We start from the raw sequence: 23,054 nt of genomic DNA, 5'->3' as shown, positions 1-23,054 counted from the left end.
CTGCGCCGCGCAGCCGTGCTGAGCGGGCCCGGGCCTCAGGCCCCCGCCACCGTCGAGCCGCGCACCAGCAGCTCGGTCTCGAGGATCGTCGTCTGCGGGACGTCCTCGCCGGACAGCACCCGGACCAGCACCTCCGCCATGGTCGCGCCGAAGCCGGTCGTCGGCTGGCGCATGGTGGTGATCGGCGGGTCGCCGGCCTGCGCGAAGGTGTCGCCGTCGAACCCGGCGAGCGCCACCTCCGTGGGCACGGCGATGCGCCGGGCCCGCAGCACGGTCAGGGCGCCCGCCGCCATCTGGTCGTTCGAGGCGAAGACCGCGTCGATCGGGCGGCCGGAGTCGAGCAGGCGGGTCATCGCCGCGGCCCCGTCGTCGAGGGAGTAGTCGCCGTACTCGACCAGCGAGTCGTCGAGCCCCGCCGCGACCACGGCCGAGCGCCAGCCCGCGAGGCGGTCGATGGCGGCGGGCATGTCCTGCCGGCTGGCGATCATGGCCGGGTGGCGCCTGGGGAGACCGAGCAGGTGCGCGGCCATCGACCTGGCGGAGGCGACGTTGTCGACGTCGACGACGTAGCCGTCGCTCTCGTCGACGAGGGGGCGGCCGCCGAAGACCATCGGCAGGGCGGAGGCGGTGCGCGCGTAGGAGTGGTCGCCGCTGTGGTGCGAGACCACGAGGGCGCCGTCGACGTTGCCGCCGAGCAGGTAGCGCCGCGTCTTCTCGGGGGTCGCCTCCGACGCGATGACGATGTTGAGGGTGTACTCGGTCTCGGCCAGTCGCAGCGCGGCGCCCTGCACCACCGAGGCGAAGAACGGATCCGCGAACACCTTCGCGGTCGACTCCGGCACCACGAGCGCGATGGCCCGAGTGCGGCGGCTGGCGAGCGAGCGCGCCGCGAGGTTGGGCACGTAGCCGAGCTGGTCGATGGCGCTGCGGACGGCGCGGACCGCCTCCTCCTTGACCCGGGGGGAGTTGTTCACGACGCGGCTGACCGTGGCGCGCGAGACTCCGGCGAGGGCGGCGACGGCCTCGAGAGTGGGCGCGGACGGTGCGGGATCGTTGCTCATGCGTGCCTCTCGGTCGGGATCCGAGGTTATCCGAGCAGGGTCGGCGGGCCGGCGCGACTCCGGAGGCCACTCGCTGGTCGACGGCCCCGCCCGGCCGTGTTCGGCTCGGAGAACCGTCCTCGGCTCGCGGAATCCGCCGGTTCCTGCGAGCCGAACGTCTTTCCGCGAGCCGAAGGTGCCCCGGCGGCGGGCTCAGCCCTTCACGGCTCCGCCCATGATGCCCGCGATCAGCTGCTTGCCCGCCAGGACGAACAGCACCAGCAGCGGCACGATCGACAGCACCGCGCCCGCGAGCACCACCGAGTAGTCGACGTAGTAGCCCGACTGCAGCTGCGCGAGCGCGGTCTGCAGCGTCGGGTTCGTCGGGCTCAGCACGATCAGCGGCCAGAGGAAGTCGGTCCACGCCATCATGAACGTGAAGAGCGCCAGGATCGCCATCGCCGGTCGCGCGGCCGGCACCGCCACGGTCAGGAAGGTGCGGAACTGGTTCGCTCCGTCGACGCGCGCCGCCTCGATCAGCTCGTCCGGGATGACGTCGACGAGGTACTGGCGCATGAAGAACACGCCGAACGCCGTGACCAGGGTCGGCACGATGACCGCGCCGAGCGACCCCGTCCAGCCGAGCTGCCGCATCAGGATGAACAGCGGGATGATGCCCAGCTGCGTCGGAATCGCCATCGTGGCGATGACGGTGATCATCAGCCCGTCGCGACCCCTGAACCGCAGCTTCGCGAAGGCGTAGCCGGCCAGGGTCGAGAACGAGACGACCGAGAGGGTGATGATGCCCGACACGACGACGCTGTTCAGCAGTGCGGTCCAGAACGGGATCGCCGTGAACACCGTGGCGGCGTTCGCGAGGAAGTTCCCGCCCGGGATCAGCGGCAGGGTCTCGCCGCGGGTCGAGTTCGAGCCGCTGGCGACCACGAACGACCACCAGAGCGGGTAGGTCGAGCCGAGGATGAAGGCGCTCAGCAGCCCGTAGGTGAGGAAGCCGGGGCGGTCGACGCGGCCGGCTCCGCGACGGCGCAGGCCACGGCGGACGGGGAAGGGCGCGGTGGTGGCGGGGGCGGTCATCGCTCGCTCGCCTTCTGGCCGAGGCCGGTCGAGGTCAGCAGGGGGTCGGTGGCGGCGATCTCGTCCGCGGTGGCCCTGCGCTGCCTCCGCTTCGACACGACGCGGTTCTCGACGGAGGCGATCCGCCGCGAGATCGCGAAGTTGACGAGCCCGATCAGGACGATCAGGAGGAAGAGGAGCCAGGCGACGGCCGCCGCCTCGCCGAAGTTCTGGCGGAAGAACGCCATCTCCCACAGGTAGAGGACCGTGGTCTGGAACTGCCGGTCCGAGCCGCCGATGCCGCCGGCGTTCGAGACGTCGAAGAGGCGCGGCTCGGCGAAGACCTGCAGGCCGCCGATGGTGGCGGTGATGATCACGAAGATCAGGGTCGGGCGAATGTTCGGGATCGTGATCGAGGTGAAGCGGCGGAACGTGCCCGCGCCGTCGAGCGCGGCGGACTCGTGCAGGTCGCGCGGCACCGCCTGCATCGCGGCGAGGAGGATCAGGGCGTTGTAGCCGGTCCAGCGCCAGTTGACCATCGAGGCGATCGCGACGTGGCTCGCGAGCCGGTCGTTCGTCCACTCGATCGGAGCGATGCCGACGAGGCCGAGGAGGTTGTTCACGAGCCCGTCCTGATCGCCGAAGATGCTCGAGAAGATCAGCGCCACCGCCACGGGCGAGACCACGTAGGGCAGCAGCACGCTCATCCGCCAGAAGGTGCGGGCGCGCAGCGACTGGTCGAGGGCGGCCGCGAGCAGCAGGGCCACGGCGAGCTGCGGGATCGTCGAGAGCAGGAAGATGCTGAGCGTGTTGACGATCGAGTTCCAGAAGAAGCGGTCGCCCAGCACGGCCGCGAAGTTGCCGAACCCGACGAAGTCGCCCTGACCCTGCAGCAGCTGCCAGTCGTAGAGCGAGACGACGAGCGTGTAGACGAGCGGGAACGCACCCGTGATCGCGAAGAGCAGGAAGAACGGCGAGATGTAGAGGTAGGGCGAGGCCTTCACGTCGAAGCGGCTCGCGCGCTGGCGGAACGTCAGCGGGAGGCGGGGCGTCGGACGCCTGCCCGCCGGGGGCGCCGCCGTGACCGGCGGAGTGAGAGTGCTCGTCATGGCGACGGTGCCTTCCTCGAGTCGGAGAGGCTCAGCGAGCCCCGGTCGGTCGCGACCGGAGCCCGCTCAGCGGAGGGAGTGGGTCAGTCGACGAGCTCGTCGAGCAGCGTGAGCGCCTCGGCCCACGCGGCGTCGCCGTCGAGCTCGCCGCGGTCGACCTTCTGCAGGACGGGGCCGAACACGTTCTCCTGGATCAGCGAGTCGTCGGGGCCCTTGTACTGAGCCACGACTCCCTCGGCGCGCTTCGCGAGGATCTCACCGGTAGGCGAGTCGTTCAGCGACGGGTCGGGGGTGGCGGCGGAGGCGAGCTCCTCCTGCGCGACGATCGTGCTCGGGAACGGACCGGCCGCCTCGAACGCCTTCAGCTGCTGCTCGGGCTCGCTGAGCCACGACGCGAGCGCCGCGGCCTCGGCCGGGTGCTCCGACTGGGTCGGGACCGAGAGGAACGAGCCGCCCCAGTTGGCCGCACCTCCGGGGAAGACGTCTGCGAAGTCCCAGCCGGTGTCCGCGGCGTCGCCGCCGCCGGCCTCGACGTTGCTCTTCAGCGTGCCGAACATCCACGCGGGGCAGACGAAGGTGGCGAAGGTCTGGTCGGTGAACGACTTGCCCTTGTTCCAGTCCCAGGCCTTCTGCGCGGCCGAGAGTCCGGAGCCGGCAGCGTCGGTCAGCTGAGCCCAGCGCTCCTCGAGCTCGGGGTTGCCCTCGATGTTCAGCTCGCCGTCGGCGGTGTAGTAGCCCTCGGGGAGCTGGTTGACCATGGCATTCCAGACGAATCCGGAGTGGTCGTACCAGGCCTTGCCCGTGGCGTCGTGGTACTGCTTGCCGGCCGCGAAGTAGTCCTCCCAGGTCGCGTCCGCGCCGCCGAGCAGCTCGGCGACGGCCGCGCGATCGGTGGGGAGCCCTGCCGCCTCGAAGGCGGCGGTGCTGTAGCAGAGGCCCTCGGGGCCGATGTCGGTGCCGTAGCCGATGACGCGGCCCTCGGGGTCGGTGGCCTGCTCGTACTTCCAGTCGACCCAGTCGGCCTTGCGGTCCTCGATGCCGTGGTCGCGCAGGTCGACGAACTGGTCCGAGACCTCCATGATCGAGCCGAGCCAGCCCTCCTCGATCGCGACGACGTCGGCGAGCCCGGAGCCGGCGGCCAGCTTGGTGAAGGCGTCGGTGCGGGCGTTGCCGCCGGTGTCGATGTTGTTCGGCACGATGGTGATGCCGGGGTTCGCCTCCTCGTACTCCGCGTAGAGGTCGTCGAACCCCATGGCGTTGAACGTGGTGACGGTGAGTTCGACGTCGCCGCCCTCCGCGGCGTCGGATCCGGATGCGCATCCGGTGACGAGCAGGGCGAGAGAGGCGGCACCGGCGATCGCCGTGGCGATCCTGGTGCGTGGTGATGCGTGCACGGTCACTCCTTCGTGATGGGTGTCAGGGCACTTCGGTAGAGCGCTCTCACGCGGCTGCGTCGTGGTGCTGAGAGCGCTCTCACGAGGTGTGCTGTGAGCATACGGAGCAGTGTGCGGCGAGGTCAAGAGTTTTGTGAGAGCGCTCTCTTTGCCGAAGTGCGATGGGTTTTCGCGTGTGAGCGGAGGCCGGCTGCCGCCGCCGAAGGTCGTGGACGCCGCTGAACGTCCCGACCGGTGAGGGGGAAACGATCCGAGAACGGGTTGATTAACCGCTTGATCAATTGCGCGAGCAGTGGTTACAGTCTGCGTAACCGATTAACCAGTGCTGCATCGGCAGCAGACACAGCGGAGTGATCATGGACCAGCGAGGGTTCTACCGGCCTGAGGGCGCCTGGGTGGGCGACGTCATCCCCTGGCAGGAGGACGGCGAGTTCCACCTCTTCTATCTGCACGAGACGCGCGCACTGCCGCGAGAGGGCATGCCCTGGCACCGGATCGTCACCGACGATCTCGTGCAGTTCGCCGAGGCCGGCGTCGCGATCGCCTCGGGCGGACCGTCCGCCGCCGACCACAACATCTACACCGGCAGCATCGTGCTCGACTCCGACGGCGTGCACCACGCGTTCTACACGGGCCAGAATCCCGACCGGCTCGGCGACGACGGCCGCGCACTCCAGGTCGTGGCGCACGCGACCAGCGGCGACGGCATGAGCACCTGGCAGCGGCATCCGATGCACACCTTCGGCGCGACCGCCGGCTACGAGACGGGCGACTGGCGCGATCCCTTCGTGTTCCGCGACGAACGGGCGGGGCTCTGGCGGATGCTCGTCACCGCCCGCCACGCCGAGGGCCCGGCACGCCGCCGCGGGGTGATCGCGCAGTGCACCTCCGTCGACCTCATCACGTGGCAGCCGGCCGAGCCGTTCTGGGACCCCCGCCGCTACATCGCCCACGAGTGCCCCGAGGTGTTCCAGTGGGGCGAGTGGTGGTACCTCGTCTCCTCCGAGTTCAGCGACGCGTTCACCACGCGCTACCGGATGGCGCGCGATCCGAGCGGGCCCTGGCTCGTCCCCGAGCACGACACGATCGACGGTCGAGCGTTCTACGCCGCCAAGTCGGCGGAGCGCGACGGGCGGCGCTTCTTCTTCGGCTGGATCGCCTCCCGGGAGGGCTCGGCCGACGACGGGGCGTGGCAGTGGGCCGGGACGCTCGCGGTCATCGAGGCCGAGCAGCGCCTCGACGGCACGCTGGCCTTCCACCCCGCACCCGAGCTGCGCGCGACGTTCGAGACGCCCGCCGAGCTGACCGGCCGCACCGTCCTCGACGCGCCCGACGGCTACGCGCAGCTCCTGTCCCCGGAGGAGACGCCCGGCTCGTTCCGGCTCGTCGCCCGACTCGACATCGGCGAGGGCACCACCGAGTGCGGCGTCGTGCTGCGGGCGAGCGCCGACGGAGACGAGGGCTACGTGCTGCGTCTCGAGCCGCGCCGCGGACGACTCGTCCTCGACCGCTGGCCCCGCCGGACGACCGGCACCGAGCAGTGGCAGATCTCGGGCGACGTGCCCTTCGCCGTCGAGCTCGAGCGGCCGTGCCGACTCGACCCCGGCGCGCACACGCTCGACGTGATCGTCGACGGCGATCTCTGCGTCGCGACCCTCGACGACTCCGTGGTGCTGAGCACGCGCCTCTACGACCGGCCGAGCGGCCGCGTCGGCGTCTTCGTCGGCGAGGGGCGCATCACCGTCGACTCGTTCGCCCTCGCACCCAGGAGCGAGCGCCTCCCCGACCCGCGGAGCGCCGACGCGCTCCTCGCTTCCACGTCCTGACCTCACCCGCACATCGATCAATGGAGATTCCGATCATGACCACCCACAGGCGCAAGGCCTCGTTCCTCGCCGCGGCCTCGGCCGCCCTCGCCCTCGCGCTGACCGGCTGCGCCGGCAGCACCGCCGCCGTCGACCCGTCCGACGTCGATCCCGCCGGCGACATCGTCCCCCGCGAGATCTCGTGGCTCCTCTCCCGCCCGGCCGACGGAGGCGTCATCACGGCGATGCAGCAGATCGCCGACGAGTACGCGGCCGACCACCCGGGCTTCGCCCTCAACCTGATCACCACGCCGGACCGGCCGTCCTACGTGCAGAAGTACGAGACGCTCGCCGCCGCGAACAAGCTGCCCGAGCTGTTCGACACCGACGCGACTCCGTTCGCGCAGAAGCTCGCCGATCAGGGCCGCATGGTCGACATCGACCTCCTGGTCGAGGATCTGGGCATGTCCGGCGACTACCGCGAGGCGGCGCTGAACTACCAGCGGTTCGACGACGGGTCCCTCCGCATGGTGCCGTTCGAGTTCCAGCTCGAGTTCTTCTGGTACAACAAGGCGCTGCTCGACGAGGCCGGCGTGCAGGTCCCCGCGACCCTCGACGACTTCCCCGCGATGTGCGAGAGCCTCCGCGCGAAGGGGATCACCCCCATCGCGCTCGACGGGCAGGACCAGTGGCCGCTCGAGCGCTACATGGCCTACTACCCGTTCCGTCTGGCGGGCCCCGAGTACGTGCAGGACCTCAAGAACGGCGACGCGTCCTTCGCCGATCCGGCGGGGCGCGCCGCAGCGGAGTGGCTGTCGGCACTCGGCGAGGCGGGGTGCTTCCAGGAGGGCTTCTCGTCGACCGGCTACGCCGACGCGCAGGCGCTGTTCACCTCGGGCAAGGCGGCCGTCTACAACACGGGGACCTGGGAGCTGAGCAACCTCGCGACCGAGGCGCTCGATCCGGCGGTCCGCGACTCCGTCGACTACTTCACCCTGCCGACCGTCGACGGAGCCGTCACCGCCGACGACGAGTACGTCACCCCGTCGGGGATCGGGATGGCCGTGAACACGCAGACGTTCGATCCGCTGGTCCGCGACTTCCTCGCCTTCGCCCTCGAGCGCTACCCCGAGGTCTACGCGGCGACCGGCGCTCTCTCGCCCACGACGTCGGCGGCGACCGCGATCCCTGCCGACGCGACTCCGCTCTACACCCGCGCGGTCGAGCAGGCCGACTCGGTGGGCACAGCGATCGCGATGCCCTGGGACACGCAGCTCGACCCGGCCACGAACACCCGCCTCCAGCAGGAGCTGACGCTGCTCGTGCAGGGCGACACCACTCCCGACGAGTTCATCGAGACGATGGACGCCGCCCTGGCGGAGAACAGCGATGGCTGATCTCGCCCCGGCCGGGACGGTGCGCACGCGCCCGTCCCGGCCCCGGGCGGCCTCGATGCTGCCCCGCCGATCGCGCCTCTCGGTGCTGGTCTTCCTCGTCCCTCCGCTGGCCGTCTACGGCCTCGCGGTGCTGCTGCCGATCGTGCAGTCCCTGGTCCTGAGCTTCTTCCGCTGGGACGGCATCACCGACATGGCGTTCGTCGGTGTCGACAACTACGTGAAGATGCTCACCCGCGACGACGTCTTCTGGACGTCGTTCGGGAACGCGCTCGGCTACCTCGCGATCTGCCTCGTTCTCCAGCTCGGCGGCGCACTGGTCGTCGCGAGCCTGCTCACCGCGCTCCCCCGGGCGCGCGAGCTCGCGAAGACCCTCTACCTGCTGCCCGCGGTCATCTCGACCGTCGCGATCGCGATCCTCTTCCAGCGGATCTACTCGCTCGAGCCGCTCGGCCTGCTCAACCAGGCCCTCGGCTGGATCGGGCTCGAGGGCCTGCAGACCGCCTGGCTCTCGAACGTCTCGACGGTGCTCGCCGCCGTGTCGATCCCGGAGGGCTGGCGGTTCACCGGGCTCTACATGCTGATCATCTACGCGGCCCTGCTCGCGGTCCCCCGCGAGCTCGAGGAGGCGGCCCGCCTCGACGGCGCCTCCTGGTGGCAGCTGTTCTGGAGGGTGCGCTTCCCCTACATCCGGCCCGTCTGGATCACGACCACGATCATGGCGACCACGTTCGCCCTCCGCGGCTTCGACATCCCGTACCTCCTGACCAACGGCGGCCCCGGGCAGTCGTCGGAGCTGCTGACGACCTACATGTACAAGACCGCCTTCGTGCACACCGACTACGGCTACGCGAGCGCGATCTCGGTCTTCATCGTCGTCGAGTGCCTCGTCGCGGTCGGCATCATCCTCCTGCTCCTGCGTCGAAGGGACGACTCATGACCACCCCCGTCCTCACTCGTCCGGTCGACCGGCGCCCACCCGCGCCGCCCGCTGCGCGCCGGAGGCCCGCGCGGCCGCCGCGGGCGCGACTCCAGCGCACCCTGCTGACCGTCACGGTCGTGCTGATCGTCGTGGTGCAGGTGTACCCGCTCGCCTGGCTCTTCCTCACCAGCTTCCGCACGGCGGCCGATTTCGCCGGCGGCAACCCCTTCGCCCTCCCCTCCGAGGTGACTCTCGAGAACTACTCCCGTGCGTTCGCGAGCGGCAACCTCGGCCTGAACATCGTGAACAGCCTGATCGTGACCCTCGGCGCGAGCGTGCTGATCGTGGTGGCGGGCATGATGGCGGCCTTCGCGCTGCAGGTCCTCGGCTTCCGCTTCAGCCGGGTCGTGCGGGGGCTGTTCCTGCTCGGGATCATCGTCCCGGTGCAGATCGCGCTCGTCCCGCTGTTCATCGACTACTCGCGGATCGGGCTCCTCGACACCCACCTGTCGATGATCATCCCGCTCGCGGCGTTCGCGCTGCCGATGGCGGTCTACCTCTTCTCGTCGTTCTACGAGTACATCCCCGCCGAGATGTACGAGGCGGCGTCGCTCGACGGCGCGGGGCCGTACCGGATCTTCCTCCGGATCACGTCGCCGCTGTCGGTGAACACGATCATCACGGTGGTGCTCGTCAACAGCATCTTCATCTGGAACGACTTCATCTTCGCGAACACCTTCGTGCTCTCCGACGGGCTGAAGACCATCCCGTTGGGCCTGCAGAATTACATCGGAGCGATGGGCAACACCGACTGGACCGCGACCTTCGCGGCCGTGTGCGTGACGGTGACTCCGCTCCTCCTGGTGTTCCTGGTTCTGAACAAGGCCATGATCCAGGGACTCGAGAGCGGAGCGACCAAGGGATGAGCACCTCGGAGAACCCGCGGAACGGCTCGGTCGTCACGATGCGCGACGTCGCGAAGGCCGCCGGCGTGTCGGTGGCGACCGTCTCGCACGTCATCAACGACAAGGCCGGCGCCCGGATCGGCGAGAACGCGAGGCAGCGCGTGCAGGAGGCGGTCGCCCGGCTCGGCTACCGCCCGAACGCCCTCGCGAAGACCCTCTCGCAAGGCACCTCGCGCTTCATCGGGCTGGTCGCGGACGCGATCGCGACGACGCCCTTCGCCGGCCAGATCATCCACGGAGCGCAGGACGAGGCGTGGCGGCACGGCTACGTGCTGCTCGTCGCGAACACCGACGGCAACGCCGCCGTCGAGCAGGAGGCGATCGCCATGATGCTCGAGCACCAGGTGCACGGGATCCTCTACTCGAGCTGGTACCACCGCGAGATCGTGGTGCCCGACGCGCTGCACCAGACCGACACGGTACTCGTCGACTGCTTCGCCGTCGGCAGCGGACTGCTCGCCGTGGTGCCGGACGAGGAGCAGGGCGGGCGGACCGCGACCGAGGAGCTGCTCGCCGCCGGCCACCGCCGCATCGCCTTCCTCAACACCACGTCGGACTCCCCCGCCCAGACCGGTCGGCTCGCCGGATACCGGGCCGCCCTGGCGAGCGCGAACATCCCGTTCGACGAGTCGCTGGTGTTCCCGGCGGCTCCGGAGCAGGAGGGCGGCTACTCGGCGACCGCCGCGGTCCTCGCCTCCGAGGCCACCGCCGTCTTCTGCCACAACGACCGGGTGGCGATGGGGCTCTACGACGGTCTGCGCGAGCGCGGCCTTCGGATCCCCGAGGACATGGCGGTCATCGGCTTCGACAACCAGGACGTCATCGCCGCGCACCTGCGGCCTCCCCTGACCACCGTCGCCCTCCCGCACTACGAGCTCGGCGCCGCCGGCGTGAGGCTGCTGCTCGGCCTCGAGTCGGCGTCGCCCACGACGCCGACGCTCATCGCCTGCCCGCCGATCCGTCGCGACTCGATCTGACCCCGGCGGCGGTCCGCACCGCCGCGCTGCCGCGGGGCGCCTCCCGTGGGGTGCGGCTGCTGCTCCGCCTGGACGGACCGCTGGTCGAGGTCTGCGGCGCCGACGGCCCGGGCTGACGCGCGACGCCTCGCGGATCCTGGCCGCTCAGCGAGCGGCCGGTGGCCGGAGAGCGACGCGTCGTCACGGCCCGGCCGGGAGGCGTCTGGGCGGTGGGCGGCCGCGGGCGGTGGCGGTGCTGGAGTGTCCCGGTGCCCGCGCCCGTCGCCGGGCCGACCCACCCGGACCCGAGAAGGAACAGTCATGCCCGCCACACCCGACACCCGCACCACGAGCGAGCAGCGCACGCAGCACGCCGAGCAGTACTCGGCCGCCGCCCGCTACGCCTCCGAGGCATTCGGCACGTTCCTCCTGGTCGCGGGAGGCGTGGGCACCGCGGTGCTCGCCTCCGCGTTCCCGGACTCGACCAACGCGCTCGGCGTCGGATTCCTCGGCGTCGCCCTGGCCTTCGGGCTCACCGTGATGACGGGCATCTACGCGGTCGGCCACATCTCGGGCGGCCACTTCAACCCGGCCGTCTCGATCGGCTTCGCCATCGCGGGGCGCACGGAGTGGCGGCACATCCCGGGCTACCTCGTCGCCCAGCTGGTCGGCGGCGTCGCGGGAGCGGGGGCCGTCGCGCTGATCGCGGCCGACGGACCGGCCGGCTACCTCGCCGCGGCCCGCGACTCCGGATTCGCCTCGAACGGCTACGGCGCGTTCTCGCCCGGCGGCTTCGGGCTGGGCGCGGTGATCCTCGCCGAAGTCGTGCTGACGGCCGTGTTCGTCGGAGTGATCCTCTCGGTCACCGCGAAGAGCGAGTACAAGGCGATCGCGCCGCTCGCGATCGGACTCACCCTCACGCTCGTCCACCTGATCAGCATCCCGATCAGCAACACCTCGGTGAACCCGGCCCGCTCGATCGCCGCGGCCGTCTTCGCCGGGCCGGACGCCCTCGGACAGGTCTGGGTGTTCCTCCTGGCGCCGATCATCGGCGCCGCTCTGGCCGGCATCAGCGCGAAGCTGCTGCACCGCCGCTGAGCGCGCCCTCGATTCCTCAGAAGTTGCGGTAGTCGAGCGCGACTACCGCAACTTCTGCGGAGTGGGAGCCCTCAGTCGCTCGCCGCCGGCCCGAACGCGCCCTCGAGGGCGGCGGCCTGGCTCCGCCAGAACCGTCGCGAGACCTCCTTCGTCCGCATCACCGCGTCGAAGCCGTGGAACGCACCCGGGACGATCTCGAGCTCGCACGCGACCCCCGCCTCCCGGAGCCGTTCGGCGTAGCGGACGTCCTCGTCGAGGAAGAGGTCGAGGCTGCCCACGCCGATCCAGGCCGGGGGCAGACCGGTCAGGTCGTCCCGGCGAGCGGGCGCCGCGTAGGGGGAGGCGGGGACCGGCCCCGGGGCGTGACCGAGGTACGACGTCCAGCCGAACCGGTTGCTGCCGGGAGTCCACATCCGGACGCCGTCGGTCGAGAGGTCGGTGCGCAGCACCGTGCGGTCGTCGAGCATGGGATACACGAGCAGCTGGAAGGCGAGGGAGTCCTCGCCGCGGTCGCGCACGAGCTGCGCGACTCCCGCCGCCAGACCGCCGCCCGCGCTCGCCCCGCCGATCGCGACCCGCGCGGCGTCCACTCCGCGCCCCTCCGCGTGCTCGAGGAGCCACGTGATGACGGCGTGGACGTCCTCCACTGCGGCCGGAGCGACGTGCTGCGGCGAGAGGCGGTAGTCGACCGACACGACGGTGATGCCCAGCGTCCGCGCGAAGTCGATGCTGGACGCCTCGTCGATCAGGTGGTTGCCGATGACCATCCCGCCGCCGTGCACCCAGACGAGCGCCGGAGCGGCACCCCGCAGCGACCGCGGACGGTAGATGCGGATGCCGACCGGCGGAGCCCCCTCGGGTCCGGGCACCCGCAGATCGTCGATCCGCAGATCCTCGGGTGCGCGCCGGCGCGGTGCGGGCAGCCGGTTGATCGCCCTGACGATCCGCGGGCCGAACGAGAACCGCGGGAGGAAGCGCGCATCGCGCAGATCGGGGTGGAACTCGGCCATCGTCGGCTCCTGCTCGTGCGTCGTCGCCCGCGTCGGACAGGGGCGTCCGTCCGCGGAATCATTCTGACGGAGCCGCGGCGGTCTGCGGCGGTCACGAGAACGCCCGATTCCTCGAAAGTTGCGGTAGTCGAGCGCGACTACCGCAACTTTTGCGGAGTCGGATCGGCTCACCGGGCCGCGACTCCGTGCAGCGGCGCGAGTGCGCTGTCGAGCGCCGCCTCGAGCGGCCACGCCGACCGCTCCGGCTGGCTGAGCACGAGCCCGCCCTGGACGGCCGAGAGGATCACCGCGGCGAGCCGCTCGGGATCGGCCGACCCGTCGACGGATCCGGCGGCCTGCATCCGGCGCACCCCCGCCGCGAGCAGGCCCCGCCAGTCGCGCATCGTCCGGGCGATGCCCGCCTCGAGCTCGGCGTCGACCATCGCGGCCTGGCTCGCCAGCGACCCGATCGGGCAGGCCCACCGGCCGAGGCCGATGTAGTACTCGACCAGGCGCACGCGCCAGCGCTCCCACGACTCCCACGAGCCGAGGTCGTGGATCTCGGGCTCCTGAGCGTCGAGGAGCTGGCGCGCCTCCCACTGCGCGACCTCGCGCACGAGCTCGGCCTTGCCGCCGGGGAAGTAGTGGAAGAGCTGGCTCTTGCTGGTCAGAGTCGCGGCGCGCACGCCGTCGAGGGTCGTCCCGCCGATGCCCGTGGCGAGGATCTGCTCCCCCGTGGCCTCGATGATCCGCTGCCGGGTGAGGCGCCCCCGCTCGGTCAGCGTCGTCTGCTCCATGCCGCCAGCCTAGCTGAGTGGACCGTTCGGTCCAGAGGTGTGCTACGAATGGACCATGCAGTCCAATGAGCAGATCCTCCAGTCCCTCCCCCTCGACTCCCGCCTCGCCGGCCGCACGGCGATCGTCACCGGCTCCAGCAGCGGGATCGGCGAGGCCGTCGCCCGCGTCCTCGCCGCCTCGGGTGCCGAGGTCGTCGTCACCGGCAGGAGCGCCGAGCGCACCCGCTCGGTGGCCGACGGCATCACCGCCGCGGGCGGGACAGCGCACGCCGTCACCGCCGACCTCTCGGGCGGCCACGACGCCCTCCGCGCCTTCGCCCGGGACGCGACGAGCGTGCTCGGCGGCCGGGTCGACATCCTCGTCAACAACGCGGGGGTCTACCCGGTGGGGCCGACCGCGGCCCTCGCCGACGCCGATCTCGAGGCGGTGCTGGCCACGAACATCCGCGTGCCGCACGTGCTCGTCGCCGCACTCGCCCCGGCGATGGCCGAGCGCGGGTCGGGCGCGATCGTCAACATCGGCTCCTGGATGTCGCGGGTCGGCATCCCGTTCGGCGCCGCGTACACCGGCTCCAAGGCGGCGATCGAGCAGATGACCCGCACCTGGGCCGCCGAGTTCGGCCCCCGCGGAGTGCGCGTGAACACGGTGGCACCCGGCGCGACCTCGACCCCGGGGAACGCGGCGGACGCCGACGTCCTCGCGACGATGACCGCGGGGACCCCGGCCGGCGTCCCCGTCCGCCCGGTCGACATCGCCCTCGCCGTCCGCTTCCTGGTCTCGGACGAGGCGTCGTTCGTGCACGGCACCGTCCTCGACGTCGACGGGGGCATCGCGAGCACCCGCCTCGGCTGAGCACGGGGCGACGCGCCGGGGAACACGGAGAGCCCCCGGCGCGTTGCCTCTCACATGAGCGTTCCCCTCTCGATCCTCGACCTCGCCCCCATCGCCCCCGGAGAGACCGCGCGCGACAGCTTCGCGGCCTCGGTCGCGCTGGCGCAGCAGGCCGAGCGGAGCGGCTACCGGCGCGTCTGGTACGCCGAGCACCACAACATGGCGTCGATCGCGTCGAGCGCGACCTCGGTGCTGATCGCCCACGTCGCGTCGCAGACCTCGACGATCCGGCTCGGGTCCGGCGGGATCATGCTGCCGAACCACTCGCCGCTGCAGATCGCCGAGCAGTTCGGCACGCTCGAGACCCTGCACCCCGGTCGCATCGACCTCGGCCTCGGCCGTGCTCCCGGCAGCGATCAGGCCACGTTCCGTGCGCTCCGCCGCGACCCGGAGTCGTCCGACCGGTTCCCGGAGGACGTCCTCGAGCTCCAGGCGTTCCTCGCCGGCCAGTCGCGCGTCGCCGGCGTGAGCGCCACCCCCGGCGCCGGCACCCGCGTGCCCCTCTACATCCTGGGCTCCTCGCTCTTCGGCGCGCAGCTCGCCGCCGCGTTCGGCCTGCCCTACGCCTTCGCCTCGCACTTCGCGCCCGATGCGCTGCACCAGGCCGTCGCCGCCTACCGCAGCGGCTTCCGCCCCTCCGAGCAGCTCGACGCGCCCTACGTGATCGCCGGAGTGAACGCGATCGCGTCCGACGACGCCGACGACGCGCAGCGCCAGTTCGCCGAGATGAAGCGCGCCCGCCTGATGATGCTGCTGCGCCAGAGCGGTCAGATCCCGCTCGACCGCACCTTCGACGACGAGGAGCTCGACGCCCTGCTGAGCGCCCCGATCGGCGCGCACGTGGCGAGCATGACGACCTACACCGGGGTCGGCACGGGCGAGCAGGTGGCCGACTACGTCGCCGACTTCGCCCGCACGGCCGAGGTCGACGAGGTCATCGTCGCCCACGCGTCGCTCGCGACGGAGGCGCGGCTGCGCTCGGTCGCGCTGCTGGCCGACGCGAACGACCGCGTCGCCGCCTAGGCGGTCCCGCTCCCGCTCGCGAAGAGCGGGTGCACCGCGACGACGGCCACGACGAGCGCCAGCGCGGCGACGGTGATCGCCACCTCGAGCGGGAGCACCGGGCTCCTCGAGCGGGCGCAGAGGACGAGCCGCACGGCGCAGCCTCCGCCGAGGACGGCCGACCAGACCACGAGGGTCCAGCCGATCAGCCAGGTGAGCGCGAAGAGCGGCTCCACTCCCGCGATGAGCGGTGCGGCTCCGAGCGCCACCGCCGCGCCGCTCGCCAGCACGAGTGCGGCGACGGGGACGACGACCGCCTCGGGCTCCACGACTCGTTCCACGCGACGGACTCTACGAGTGCGGAGCGAACAGCACGCGTCCGCCCCCGGAACGCCGGGTGTTCGTGCGATCGCATCCTCTCCGCGGATGCGGAGCTAGACTCCCCTCCATGCCGCAGTTGAGGATCAGGGATGCCGCGCACTTCCTCGGTGTCAGTGACGACACCGTCAGACGATGGATCGATCTCGGCGTGCTCGCGAGCGAGAAGGACTCCGCCGGCCGCGGAGTCGTCGACGCGCTGGCCGTCGCCGAGCTCGCCCGGAAGAACGCCGTCCTCCCCGCCGACCCGTCCGAGATCGGCCGCTCGGCCCGCAACCGGCTCGTCGGAGTGGTCACCGGCATCGTCGCCGACACCGTCATGGCGCAGGTCGAGCTGCAGTGCGGCCCGCACCGCATCGTGTCGCTGATGAGCAGCGAGGCCGTCCGTGAGCTCGGCCTCGAACCCGGCTCGATCGCGATCGCCGTCGTGAAGGCCACGACCGTCATCATCGAGACCCCGGGCGGCAAGGCGTGAGCGCCAGGGCGATCGCCGCGGTCGTGCTCGCCGGCGCCGCGACCCTGGGCCTCGCCGCGTGCAGCACAGCGACTCCGACCGCCACCGACGGCGACCCGAGAGGCTCGATCACCGTCTTCGCCGCCGCCTCGCTGACGAGCACCTTCACCGAGCTCGCCGACGAGTTCGAGGCCGCGAACCCGGGCGTCACCGTCGACCTGACCTTCGCCGGCTCCTCCGATCTCGTCACCCAGATCACCGAGGGCGCGCCCGCCGACGTCGTCGCCACCGCCGACGAGAAGAACATGGCGAAGCTGACCGACGGCGGCCTGGTCGACGCCTCCGCCCCCGTCGACTTCGCGACGAACGTGCTCGAGATCGCGGTGCCGCCGGGCAACCCGGCGGGCATCGCCTCCTTCGCCGATCTCGCCGGAGCGCGCGTGAGGACCGTCGTCTGCGCCCCCCAGGTGCCGTGCGGAGCCGCGGCCACGGCGGTCGAGACAGCGACCGGAGTCGAGCTCTCGCCGGTGAGCGAGGAGTCGTCGGTCACCGACGTGCTCGGCAAGGTGACCAGCGGCGAGGCGGATGCCGGGCTCGTCTACGTCACCGACGTCCGGGGGGCGGGCGACGCGGTCGAGGGCATCGAGTTCGCGGAGGCGGCGGAGGCGGTCACGACGTACCCGATCGCCCCCGTGGCCGGGTCGGCGAGCCCCGCCCTCGCGCAGGCGTTCGCCGACTTCGTGACCGGCGAGGTCGGCCGCGGCGTGCTCGAGACCGCGGGGTTCGGAGCGCCGTGAGACTCGGGGTCCCCCGCTGGCTGATCGCCGTCGCGGTCGTCGGCGGCGCCTTCGTGGTGCTGCCGTTAGCGGCGATGATCACCCGGGTGAACTGGGCCGAGTTCCTGCCGCTCATCACCTCCGAGGCCTCGCTGGACGCGCTCGGGCTGAGCCTCCGCACCTCCCTCACCGCCACCCTCCTCTGCCTGCTGCTCGGCGTGCCGATGGCGATCGTCCTGGCCCGCACGCGCTTCCGCGGCCAGCGGATCCTGCGCGCCCTCGTGCTGCTGCCCCTCGTGGTGCCGCCGGTGGTCGGCGGCATCGCCCTGCTCTACACGTTCGGGCGCCGCGGGCTGCTCGGGCAGTCGCTGGAGGTGCTCGGAGTGAGCATCGCGTTCTCGACCACCGCAGTGGTGCTCGCGCAGACGTTCGTCGCCCTGCCGTTCCTCGTGCTCAGCCTCGAGGGGGCGCTGCGGACGGTCGGCACCCGCTTCGAGGCGGTCGGGGCGACCCTCGGCGCGCGGCCGACCACGGTCCTCCGCCGCGTCACCCTGCCGCTGGTGCTGCCCGCTCTCGTGTCGGGGGCCGTGCTGTCGTTCGCCCGGGCGCTCGGCGAGTTCGGCGCGACCCTCACCTTCGCCGGATCGCTGCAGGGGGTCACCCGCACCCTCCCGCTCGAGATCTACCTGCAGCGCGAGACGAGCCCCGACACGGCCGTCGCGCTCTCGCTGGTGCTCGTCGTCTTCGCCGTCGCGGTCGTCGCACTCGCCCACCGCGTCGGCGAGACTCGGGCTCGCGCGTGATGCTCGAGTTCACCGCGGCTCTCGCCGCCCGCGGCGTCGACGTGGAGCTCTTGATCGACGAGGGCGAGACCGTCGCGATCCTGGGGCCGAACGGAGCCGGCAAGTCGACCCTCCTGAGCGTGCTCGCCGGGCTGCTCGTGCCCGACGCGGGGAGCGCGACGCTGAACGGCCGGGTGCTCTTCGACCTCGCCGCCCGCGGCCCGAGCCGGTGGCGTCCGCCGCACGACCGCGGAGTCGCGCTGCTCGCCCAGGACGCCCTCCTCTTCCCGCACCTCAGCGCCCGCGACAACGTCGCCTTCGGCCCGCGGAGCGGCGGAGCACCGCGGACGACCGCCGGCGCCCGCGCGGACGAGTGGCTCGCGCGGGTCGGCGCCTCCGACCTCGCCGCCCGCCGTCCGGCCCAGCTCTCAGGGGGCCAGGCGCAGCGGATCGCGGTCGCGCGGGCCCTCGCCGCCGACCCCGCGCTCCTCCTGCTCGACGAGCCGATGGCCGCTCTCGACGTCTCGGTCGCCCCCGCGCTCCGGCGGCTGCTGCGCGAGGTGCTCGCCGACCGGACCGCCGTGATCGTCACCCACGACGTCCTCGACGCCTACACCCTGGCCGATCGTGTCGTCGTGCTCGAGCGAGGGCGCGTCGTCGACTCGGGCCCGACCCGCGCCGTCCTCGACCGCCCGACGACGCCCTTCACAGCGAACCTGGTCGGCCTCGACCTGCTCACCGGCACGGCTCACGGCGAGTCCGGCCTGCTGACCGACTCCGGGATCGTGGTCGCCTCCCCCGGCGAGCGCATCGCGGAGGGTCGCCGCGCGGCGATCGCCGTCAGCCCCGGCCGCGTGAGCGTCGCGACGTCGCGCTCCTCCGCCGACAACGTGCTCCCCGGAGTCGTCACCGACATCGAGCCCCGCGGCGACGCGGTGCGCGTGCGCGCGGCCGAGCTCGCCGCCGACCTCGCCCCCGGGACCGTCGCCGCCCTCGACCTCGCCGTCGGCGACGCCGTCTGGTTCACGTTCGCGGCCGGCGACGCCACCCGCTACCCGCTGGGCGCCTGACGCCGCCGAGGGAACCACGACCCGTCGAGGCCGCCACCTCTCCGCGGCTGTCTCGACGGGAGCGGGTTCCCTCGCTCAGCGCCAGAGCCTCGCGGAGGCGATCCCGGCGCCGCGGACGAGGGAGTCGAGCTTCGCCCAGGCGATCTGCGGATGGATGCGGCCGCCGAGCCCGCAGTCGGTCGCGGCGATCACGCGCTCGCGGCCGACCACGGAGGCGAAGCGCTCGAGGCGCTGCGCGACCAGCTCGGGGTGCTCGACCACGTTGGTGGCGTGCCCGACGACTCCGGGGACGATGACCTTGCCGTCGGGCAGCGCCACGTCCTCCCACACCCGCCACTCGTGCTCGTGGCGGGCGTTCGCGGCCTCGAAGGAGTAGGAGCCCGCGTCGATCTCGAGCATGAGATCGACGATGTGCCTGAACTCGATGTCGGTGGTGTGCGGTCCGTGCCAGCTGCCCCAGCAGAGGTGGAAGCGGATGCGGTCCTGCGGCAGCCCGCGCAGCGCGTGGTTGAGCGCCTCGACGCGGATGCGGGTGAAGGCGCGGTAGTCCTCGAGGTTCGGCTCGGGGTTGATCTGGTCCCAGTTCTCGGCGATCGAGGGGTCGTCGATCTGCAGGATCAGGCCCGCGTCGATCACGGCGCGGTACTCCTCGCGCAGCACCTCCGCCCACGCCCAGATGTGCTCCTCCTCGCTCGCGTAGTGCGCGTTGTGGATGCGCGCGCCGCTGCCCGGCGAGAGCGAGGTGATGAAGCCGTCGGCGATGCCGGCGTCGTCGAGCGCCCTGCGCAGATTCCGGGCGTCCGTCGCCACGGCCTCCTGGCCGATGTAGCTCAGGGGGCCGGTGGTCGAGGGGAACGCAGTCGCGGTCCTGCCGGTCGAGATGCCGCTGTCGGGGTCGGAGTAGGCGTCGCGGAAGAGCGTCCAGTCGCGGCGGTCCGGGAACGACGTCAGCCGCACGCGACCCGGCTCCGAGCGCACGGGCTGCGAGCTGAAGATCGACTCCTCGGTCACCGACAGGCCGGCCACCCGCTGGAACGAGTACGACCACCAGGCTCCGTAGTCGACCGCGCTCGACATGGCCTTGCCGAACTCGCCGTCGCCCGGGATCGTGATGCCGACCGCCTCCTGGCGGCGGACGAGCTCGTCGACGGCGCCCGCGAGGAGCTCGTCGAACTCGGGCGTGCGCTCGAGGGTGAAGCCGTCGTCGGCGATGCGGCGGGCCTCGTTGGCGGCGATCAGCGCGGGCGTGCGCGGCAGGCTGCCGGCGTGGGAGGTGGGGATGACAGGCATGGTGTCACGCTAGCCACGAGCGCCCCGAGGCCGCCCGCGTGCGTACCCGTGTGACGCGGCGCGTGTCTGGCGCGCTGCACCAGGGGACGCTTCTCGCCGCTTCGATGCCGCCTGTGCGGCGAGAAGTGCCGAACGGAGGGGAGCCGGCGAGGGCGCGGGTGATCCGTTCGCCGACTCCCGCCCTTCCGGCGCGGTCACGGGGGCGAGAAGTGTCGAGTCGGCACTCCTCGCGATCGTGCACTGACGGCCGCGTTACCGGGGCTCCGGAGGCAGCAGCTCCTGCAGCACTGCACGCGCGGCCGACCCGGGGCGGGCCCGCCAGGCGACTCCGAGCTGCGACCTCGCCTCGGGGTCCTCGAGGCGGAGGATCACCAGCTCCGGCGCGTCGGCCAGCGTCGACTCGCTCGCGACGGCGACGCCCAGTGAGCGGGCGGCGAGCTCGCCGAGGGCGACCGGCGAGGCGACCTCCCAGCGGGGAGCGACGCGGAGACCCGCTCGCGCGAGCGACGCCTCCAGAGCGACTCGCGCTCCCGTGCCCGGCGGCAGCGTGATGAGGTCGGCGTCGGCGAGCTCTCGGGGGTGGACCGACCCGCGTGCCGCCCACGGGTGCCCCTCCGCCACGGCGAGGACGAGCGCGTCGTCGACGATCGTCGCCGACTCCAGACCCTCGGGCGGACCGGGCGTCCACCCCGCGACCACGACGTCGAGGTCGCCGGAGCGCACGCGGGCGAGCAGGTCGTCCGAGGTCGACTCGACGAGGCGCAGGTCGATGCCGGGGTGCGCGGAGTGGACCGCGGCGATCGCGTCGAAGAGGTCCGGCCAGGTGAGGCCCGCGACGGTTCCGAGGCGCACGGCACCGACCACGAGGCCGCGGAGCTCGTCGGCCGCGGCCCGGACTCCGTCGACGGACGCCGCCGCAGCTCGGAGAGCCGGGAGCAGCCGCTCGCCCTCGGCCGTCACCGAGATGCGCCGCGAGGTGCGGTCGAACAGCGCCGCCCCCAGCTCGCGCTCGAGCTTCTGCACCTGCGCACTGACCCCCGACTGGCTGACGTGGAGGCGCGCCGCCGCCGCCGTGAACGACCCGGTGTCGGCGACGGAGATCGCGTAGAAGATCTGGTGCAGTTCCATCAGTCCCGATGATAGGTCGCATCCTGATCAGATGTTGGACCGATGCGATAGCGACGCGCAGGCTGGAGGCATCGACCGGAAGGACACCGCCATGGACCAGCAGGACGCCGCTCAGCGCGACGCCACCCGCGACGCCGCCACCGTCTACTTCGACGCGTGGCGCGACCGCGACTTCGACCGCCTCCGCACTGTGCTCGCGCCCGACGTCGACTTCGTCGGCGTCCTGGGCACCGCCTCCGGGATCGACGAGTGCCTCGCGGGCCTGCGCGGCATGGCGGAGTCGATCATGACCGACCTCGTGCTGCACGCCCGCGTCGTCGACGGCGCCGACGCGATGACCTGGTTCGATCTGCACACGGCGACGACTCCGCCGGTCCCGACCGTCAACTGGAGTCACGTCGAGGACGGTCTGATCACGCGCATCCGGGTGACGTTCGACCCACGGCCGCTGCTCGGGTGACGCACGGAGGTCGCGGGCGACCGGGCTCTCGGCCTTCTCCCAGTCGGAGGGTCCGCTCCCCTTAGTAGGGTCGTTGTCAGCAAGGGGAGTACTCCCGACTGCGGTGAGCCCGTCACTACGGACGCGACAGAGCGTCCCGGGCCATCGGCTCCGCCACCACCTCCACGAGGTCGTCGGCCGGAGTGGAGGAGACCTTGGTCCCGTGTCGACCACCCCTTGGAGTACCCCGTGCAGGTCACCCCCGCCATCTGGCTGATCACGATCGCCGTGACGATCGCGTTCTTCGTCTACGAGTTCTTCGCCCACGTGCGAAAGCCCCACGAGCCCACCATCGCCGAGTCCGCTCGCTGGTCGGCGTTCTACATCGGTCTCGCGCTGCTCTTCGGCGTCGGGATCGGCATCGTCTCCGGCTGGGGCTTCGGCGGCGAGTACTTCGCCGGCTACCTCACCGAGAAGGCGCTGTCGCTCGACAACCTCTTCCTCTTCCTCATCATCATGGCCGGCTTCGCGGTGCCGAAGATCTACCAGCAGAAGGTGCTGATGATCGGCATCGTCATCGCGCTGATCATGCGCGGCGGCTTCATCGCCGTCGGCGCGGCACTGATCGAGAACTTCTCGTGGGTCTTCTACCTGTTCGGCGCCCTGCTCTTCGTGCTGGCCTACCAGCAGATCAAGGGCGACCACGGCGACCCGTCGAACAACGCCTTCATGCGCTTCGTCCGCCGCATCCTCCCCGTCACGGACGAGTACCACGGCGACAAGCTCACCGTGAAGAAGGACGGCCGCCGCTTCGTCACCCCGATGCTCCTGACCATCGTGGCCATCGGCTTCATCGACCTGGTCTTCGCGCTCGACTCGATCCCCGCCATCTACGGTCTGACCAACGAGGCGTACATCGTCTTCACCGCCAACGCCTTCGCCCTGATGGGTCTGCGTCAGCTGTTCTTCCTCATCGGCGGACTCCTGGAGCGCCTCGTCTACCTCAGCCAGGGCCTCGCCGTGATCCTCGGCTTCATCGCCGTCAAGCTCGTGTTCCACGCGCTGCACGTCAACGAGGTCCCCTTCATCAACGGCGGCCAGCCGCTGCTGTGGGTGCCCGAGATCCCGATCTGGTTCTCGCTGACCTTCATCGGCTCGACCATCGCGGTCGCGACGATCGCGAGCCTCCTGAAGACCCGCGGCGACCGCGACAAGGGCGACCGCGCCACGGTCGAGGGCGCGCCCGTCGAGACCGCGGCGGACGCGGACTCCCGCACCGGCGCCTAGCACCCGCCGACAG

Annotated in this window: 23 protein-coding genes; 14 read left to right on the top strand and 9 right to left on the bottom strand. The window is 71.7% G+C overall.

The annotated features are described in order from the left end of the window. Positions 1 to 35 precede the first annotated feature (35 nt). From GRS92_RS11180 to GRS92_RS11165, 4 genes are all read right to left on the bottom strand, one after another. Positions 36 to 1,061, bottom strand: a complete 1,026-nt coding sequence (locus tag GRS92_RS11180; protein WP_159856246.1) for a LacI family DNA-binding transcriptional regulator — start codon at positions 1,059 to 1,061, stop codon at positions 36 to 38. A 192-nt stretch (positions 1,062 to 1,253) separates the two neighbouring features. After that, positions 1,254 to 2,135, bottom strand: a complete 882-nt coding sequence (locus tag GRS92_RS11175) for a carbohydrate ABC transporter permease (protein WP_159856244.1) — start codon at positions 2,133 to 2,135, stop codon at positions 1,254 to 1,256. Then, positions 2,132 to 3,223, bottom strand: coding sequence for a carbohydrate ABC transporter permease (locus GRS92_RS11170; protein WP_159856242.1), 1,092 nt, complete (start codon positions 3,221 to 3,223; stop codon positions 2,132 to 2,134). Before GRS92_RS11170 ends, GRS92_RS11175 begins: the two co-directional genes overlap by 4 nt. 83 nt (positions 3,224 to 3,306) lie before the next feature. Then, complete coding sequence (locus tag GRS92_RS11165) at positions 3,307 to 4,617, bottom strand: ABC transporter substrate-binding protein (protein WP_159856240.1); 1,311 nt, start codon at positions 4,615 to 4,617, stop codon at positions 3,307 to 3,309. Between the two features lie 356 nt (positions 4,618 to 4,973). Between GRS92_RS11165 and GRS92_RS11160 the strand changes: the two genes are divergently transcribed. From GRS92_RS11160 to aqpZ, 6 genes are all read left to right on the top strand, one after another. Further along, positions 4,974 to 6,443, top strand: a complete 1,470-nt coding sequence (locus GRS92_RS11160) for a GH32 C-terminal domain-containing protein (RefSeq protein WP_159856238.1) — start codon at positions 4,974 to 4,976, stop codon at positions 6,441 to 6,443. 35 nt (positions 6,444 to 6,478) lie between these two features. After that, positions 6,479 to 7,819, top strand: coding sequence for an ABC transporter substrate-binding protein (locus GRS92_RS11155; protein WP_159856236.1), 1,341 nt, complete (start codon positions 6,479 to 6,481; stop codon positions 7,817 to 7,819). Positions 7,820 to 7,874: 55 nt separating this feature from the next. Continuing rightward, a complete protein-coding gene (locus GRS92_RS11150; RefSeq protein WP_159856356.1) occupies positions 7,875 to 8,756 on the top strand; it encodes a carbohydrate ABC transporter permease in 882 nt (293 codons plus the stop codon). Further along, a complete protein-coding gene (locus tag GRS92_RS11145; RefSeq protein WP_159856235.1) occupies positions 8,753 to 9,664 on the top strand; it encodes a carbohydrate ABC transporter permease in 912 nt (303 codons plus the stop codon). The genes GRS92_RS11150 and GRS92_RS11145 overlap by 4 nt, the downstream gene beginning before the upstream one ends. Continuing rightward, a complete protein-coding gene (locus tag GRS92_RS11140) occupies positions 9,661 to 10,680 on the top strand; it encodes a LacI family DNA-binding transcriptional regulator (RefSeq protein ID WP_159856233.1) in 1,020 nt (339 codons plus the stop codon). The genes GRS92_RS11145 and GRS92_RS11140 overlap by 4 nt, the downstream gene beginning before the upstream one ends. A 300-nt stretch (positions 10,681 to 10,980) precedes the next feature. Beyond that, complete coding sequence (gene aqpZ / locus GRS92_RS11135; protein WP_159856231.1) at positions 10,981 to 11,757, top strand: aquaporin Z; 777 nt, start codon at positions 10,981 to 10,983, stop codon at positions 11,755 to 11,757. Positions 11,758 to 11,828: 71 nt separating this feature from the next. On the opposite strand, the gene GRS92_RS11130 is transcribed toward aqpZ, so the two are convergent. Beyond that, on the bottom strand, positions 11,829 to 12,767 hold the full coding sequence (locus tag GRS92_RS11130) for an alpha/beta hydrolase (RefSeq protein WP_159856229.1): 939 nt from the start codon (positions 12,765 to 12,767) through the stop codon (positions 11,829 to 11,831). Positions 12,768 to 12,934: 167 nt separating this feature from the next. Further along, positions 12,935 to 13,543 (bottom strand): TetR/AcrR family transcriptional regulator, encoded by a 609-nt coding sequence (locus GRS92_RS11125; RefSeq protein WP_159856227.1) that lies wholly within the window; start codon positions 13,541 to 13,543, stop codon positions 12,935 to 12,937. Between the two features lie 55 nt (positions 13,544 to 13,598). Between GRS92_RS11125 and GRS92_RS11120 the strand changes: the two genes are divergently transcribed. Then, positions 13,599 to 14,396: an SDR family NAD(P)-dependent oxidoreductase gene (locus tag GRS92_RS11120; RefSeq protein ID WP_159856225.1), complete on the top strand. Its 798-nt coding sequence runs from the start codon at positions 13,599 to 13,601 to the stop codon at positions 14,394 to 14,396. A 54-nt stretch (positions 14,397 to 14,450) separates the two neighbouring features. Continuing rightward, positions 14,451 to 15,458 (top strand): LLM class flavin-dependent oxidoreductase, encoded by a 1,008-nt coding sequence (locus GRS92_RS11115; protein WP_159856223.1) that lies wholly within the window; start codon positions 14,451 to 14,453, stop codon positions 15,456 to 15,458. On the opposite strand, the gene GRS92_RS11110 is transcribed toward GRS92_RS11115, so the two are convergent. Further along, a complete protein-coding gene (locus GRS92_RS11110; RefSeq protein ID WP_159856221.1) occupies positions 15,455 to 15,778 on the bottom strand; it encodes a hypothetical protein in 324 nt (107 codons plus the stop codon). The two genes, GRS92_RS11115 and GRS92_RS11110, sit on opposite strands and share 4 nt — an antisense overlap. A gap of 107 nt (positions 15,779 to 15,885) precedes the next feature. Between GRS92_RS11110 and GRS92_RS11105 the strand changes: the two genes are divergently transcribed. From GRS92_RS11105 to GRS92_RS11090, 4 genes are read left to right on the top strand one after another with little or no spacing between them, the layout of a single operon-like run. Next, on the top strand, positions 15,886 to 16,290 hold the full coding sequence (locus GRS92_RS11105) for a TOBE domain-containing protein (RefSeq protein ID WP_159856219.1): 405 nt from the start codon (positions 15,886 to 15,888) through the stop codon (positions 16,288 to 16,290). Continuing rightward, on the top strand, positions 16,287 to 17,066 hold the full coding sequence (modA, locus tag GRS92_RS11100) for a molybdate ABC transporter substrate-binding protein (protein WP_159856217.1): 780 nt from the start codon (positions 16,287 to 16,289) through the stop codon (positions 17,064 to 17,066). Before GRS92_RS11105 ends, modA begins: the two co-directional genes overlap by 4 nt. After that, positions 17,063 to 17,848, top strand: a complete 786-nt coding sequence (locus GRS92_RS11095) for an ABC transporter permease (protein WP_235021941.1) — start codon at positions 17,063 to 17,065, stop codon at positions 17,846 to 17,848. The genes modA and GRS92_RS11095 overlap by 4 nt, the downstream gene beginning before the upstream one ends. Further along, positions 17,848 to 18,897 carry a sulfate/molybdate ABC transporter ATP-binding protein gene (locus GRS92_RS11090; protein ID WP_159856215.1) on the top strand — a complete coding sequence of 350 codons (1,050 nt, stop codon included), beginning with the start codon at positions 17,848 to 17,850 and terminating at the stop codon, positions 18,895 to 18,897. Before GRS92_RS11095 ends, GRS92_RS11090 begins: the two co-directional genes overlap by 1 nt. Before the next feature lie 75 nt (positions 18,898 to 18,972). Here GRS92_RS11090 and GRS92_RS11085 read toward each other — a convergent pair whose 3' ends face one another. Both GRS92_RS11085 and GRS92_RS11080 read right to left on the bottom strand, forming a co-directional pair. Beyond that, entirely contained in the window at positions 18,973 to 20,187 is a 1,215-nt protein-coding gene (locus GRS92_RS11085; protein WP_159856213.1) for a cobalamin-independent methionine synthase II family protein, read from the bottom strand. Positions 20,188 to 20,439: 252 nt separating this feature from the next. Then, positions 20,440 to 21,315: a LysR family transcriptional regulator gene (locus tag GRS92_RS11080; protein ID WP_159856211.1), complete on the bottom strand. Its 876-nt coding sequence runs from the start codon at positions 21,313 to 21,315 to the stop codon at positions 20,440 to 20,442. Between the two features lie 91 nt (positions 21,316 to 21,406). Here GRS92_RS11080 and GRS92_RS11075 point away from each other — a divergent pair, with 91 nt between their 5' ends. Both GRS92_RS11075 and GRS92_RS11070 read left to right on the top strand, forming a co-directional pair. After that, positions 21,407 to 21,775, top strand: coding sequence for a nuclear transport factor 2 family protein (locus tag GRS92_RS11075; RefSeq protein ID WP_159856209.1), 369 nt, complete (start codon positions 21,407 to 21,409; stop codon positions 21,773 to 21,775). Positions 21,776 to 22,003: 228 nt separating this feature from the next. Then, positions 22,004 to 23,041, top strand: a complete 1,038-nt coding sequence (locus tag GRS92_RS11070; RefSeq protein WP_159856207.1) for a TerC family protein — start codon at positions 22,004 to 22,006, stop codon at positions 23,039 to 23,041. The last annotated feature ends 13 nt before the right edge of the window (positions 23,042 to 23,054 follow it).

The sequence above is a fragment of the Rathayibacter sp. VKM Ac-2754 genome, from assembly GCF_009807095.1.
Taxonomy (GTDB): domain Bacteria; phylum Actinomycetota; class Actinomycetes; order Actinomycetales; family Microbacteriaceae; genus Rathayibacter.
Note: the sequence above shows the minus strand (reverse complement) of the source record. Positions and strands in the feature narration are given on the sequence as shown.

Bases quoted from the DNA above. Each gene is read 5' to 3' on its own strand.
- aqpZ (WP_159856231.1), top strand. From the start codon at position 10,981: ATGCCCGCCACACCCGACACCCGCACCACGAGCGAGCAGCGCACGCAG.
- GRS92_RS11085 (WP_159856213.1), bottom strand. From the start codon at position 20,187: ATGCCTGTCATCCCCACCTCCCACGCCGGCAGCCTGCCGCGCACGCCC.
- GRS92_RS11105 (WP_159856219.1), top strand. From the start codon at position 15,886: ATGCCGCAGTTGAGGATCAGGGATGCCGCGCACTTCCTCGGTGTCAGT.
- GRS92_RS11080 (WP_159856211.1), bottom strand. From the start codon at position 21,315: ATGGAACTGCACCAGATCTTCTACGCGATCTCCGTCGCCGACACCGGG.
- GRS92_RS11180 (WP_159856246.1), bottom strand. From the start codon at position 1,061: ATGAGCAACGATCCCGCACCGTCCGCGCCCACTCTCGAGGCCGTCGCC.
- GRS92_RS11075 (WP_159856209.1), top strand. From the start codon at position 21,407: ATGGACCAGCAGGACGCCGCTCAGCGCGACGCCACCCGCGACGCCGCC.
- GRS92_RS11170 (WP_159856242.1), bottom strand. From the start codon at position 3,223: ATGACGAGCACTCTCACTCCGCCGGTCACGGCGGCGCCCCCGGCGGGC.
- GRS92_RS11125 (WP_159856227.1), bottom strand. From the start codon at position 13,543: ATGGAGCAGACGACGCTGACCGAGCGGGGGCGCCTCACCCGGCAGCGG.
- GRS92_RS11130 (WP_159856229.1), bottom strand. From the start codon at position 12,767: ATGGCCGAGTTCCACCCCGATCTGCGCGATGCGCGCTTCCTCCCGCGG.
- GRS92_RS11175 (WP_159856244.1), bottom strand. From the start codon at position 2,135: ATGACCGCCCCCGCCACCACCGCGCCCTTCCCCGTCCGCCGTGGCCTG.
- GRS92_RS11115 (WP_159856223.1), top strand. From the start codon at position 14,451: ATGAGCGTTCCCCTCTCGATCCTCGACCTCGCCCCCATCGCCCCCGGA.
- GRS92_RS11150 (WP_159856356.1), top strand. From the start codon at position 7,875: ATGCTGCCCCGCCGATCGCGCCTCTCGGTGCTGGTCTTCCTCGTCCCT.
- GRS92_RS11145 (WP_159856235.1), top strand. From the start codon at position 8,753: ATGACCACCCCCGTCCTCACTCGTCCGGTCGACCGGCGCCCACCCGCG.
- GRS92_RS11140 (WP_159856233.1), top strand. From the start codon at position 9,661: ATGAGCACCTCGGAGAACCCGCGGAACGGCTCGGTCGTCACGATGCGC.
- GRS92_RS11155 (WP_159856236.1), top strand. From the start codon at position 6,479: ATGACCACCCACAGGCGCAAGGCCTCGTTCCTCGCCGCGGCCTCGGCC.
- GRS92_RS11160 (WP_159856238.1), top strand. From the start codon at position 4,974: ATGGACCAGCGAGGGTTCTACCGGCCTGAGGGCGCCTGGGTGGGCGAC.
- GRS92_RS11090 (WP_159856215.1), top strand. From the start codon at position 17,848: ATGCTCGAGTTCACCGCGGCTCTCGCCGCCCGCGGCGTCGACGTGGAG.
- GRS92_RS11120 (WP_159856225.1), top strand. From the start codon at position 13,599: ATGCAGTCCAATGAGCAGATCCTCCAGTCCCTCCCCCTCGACTCCCGC.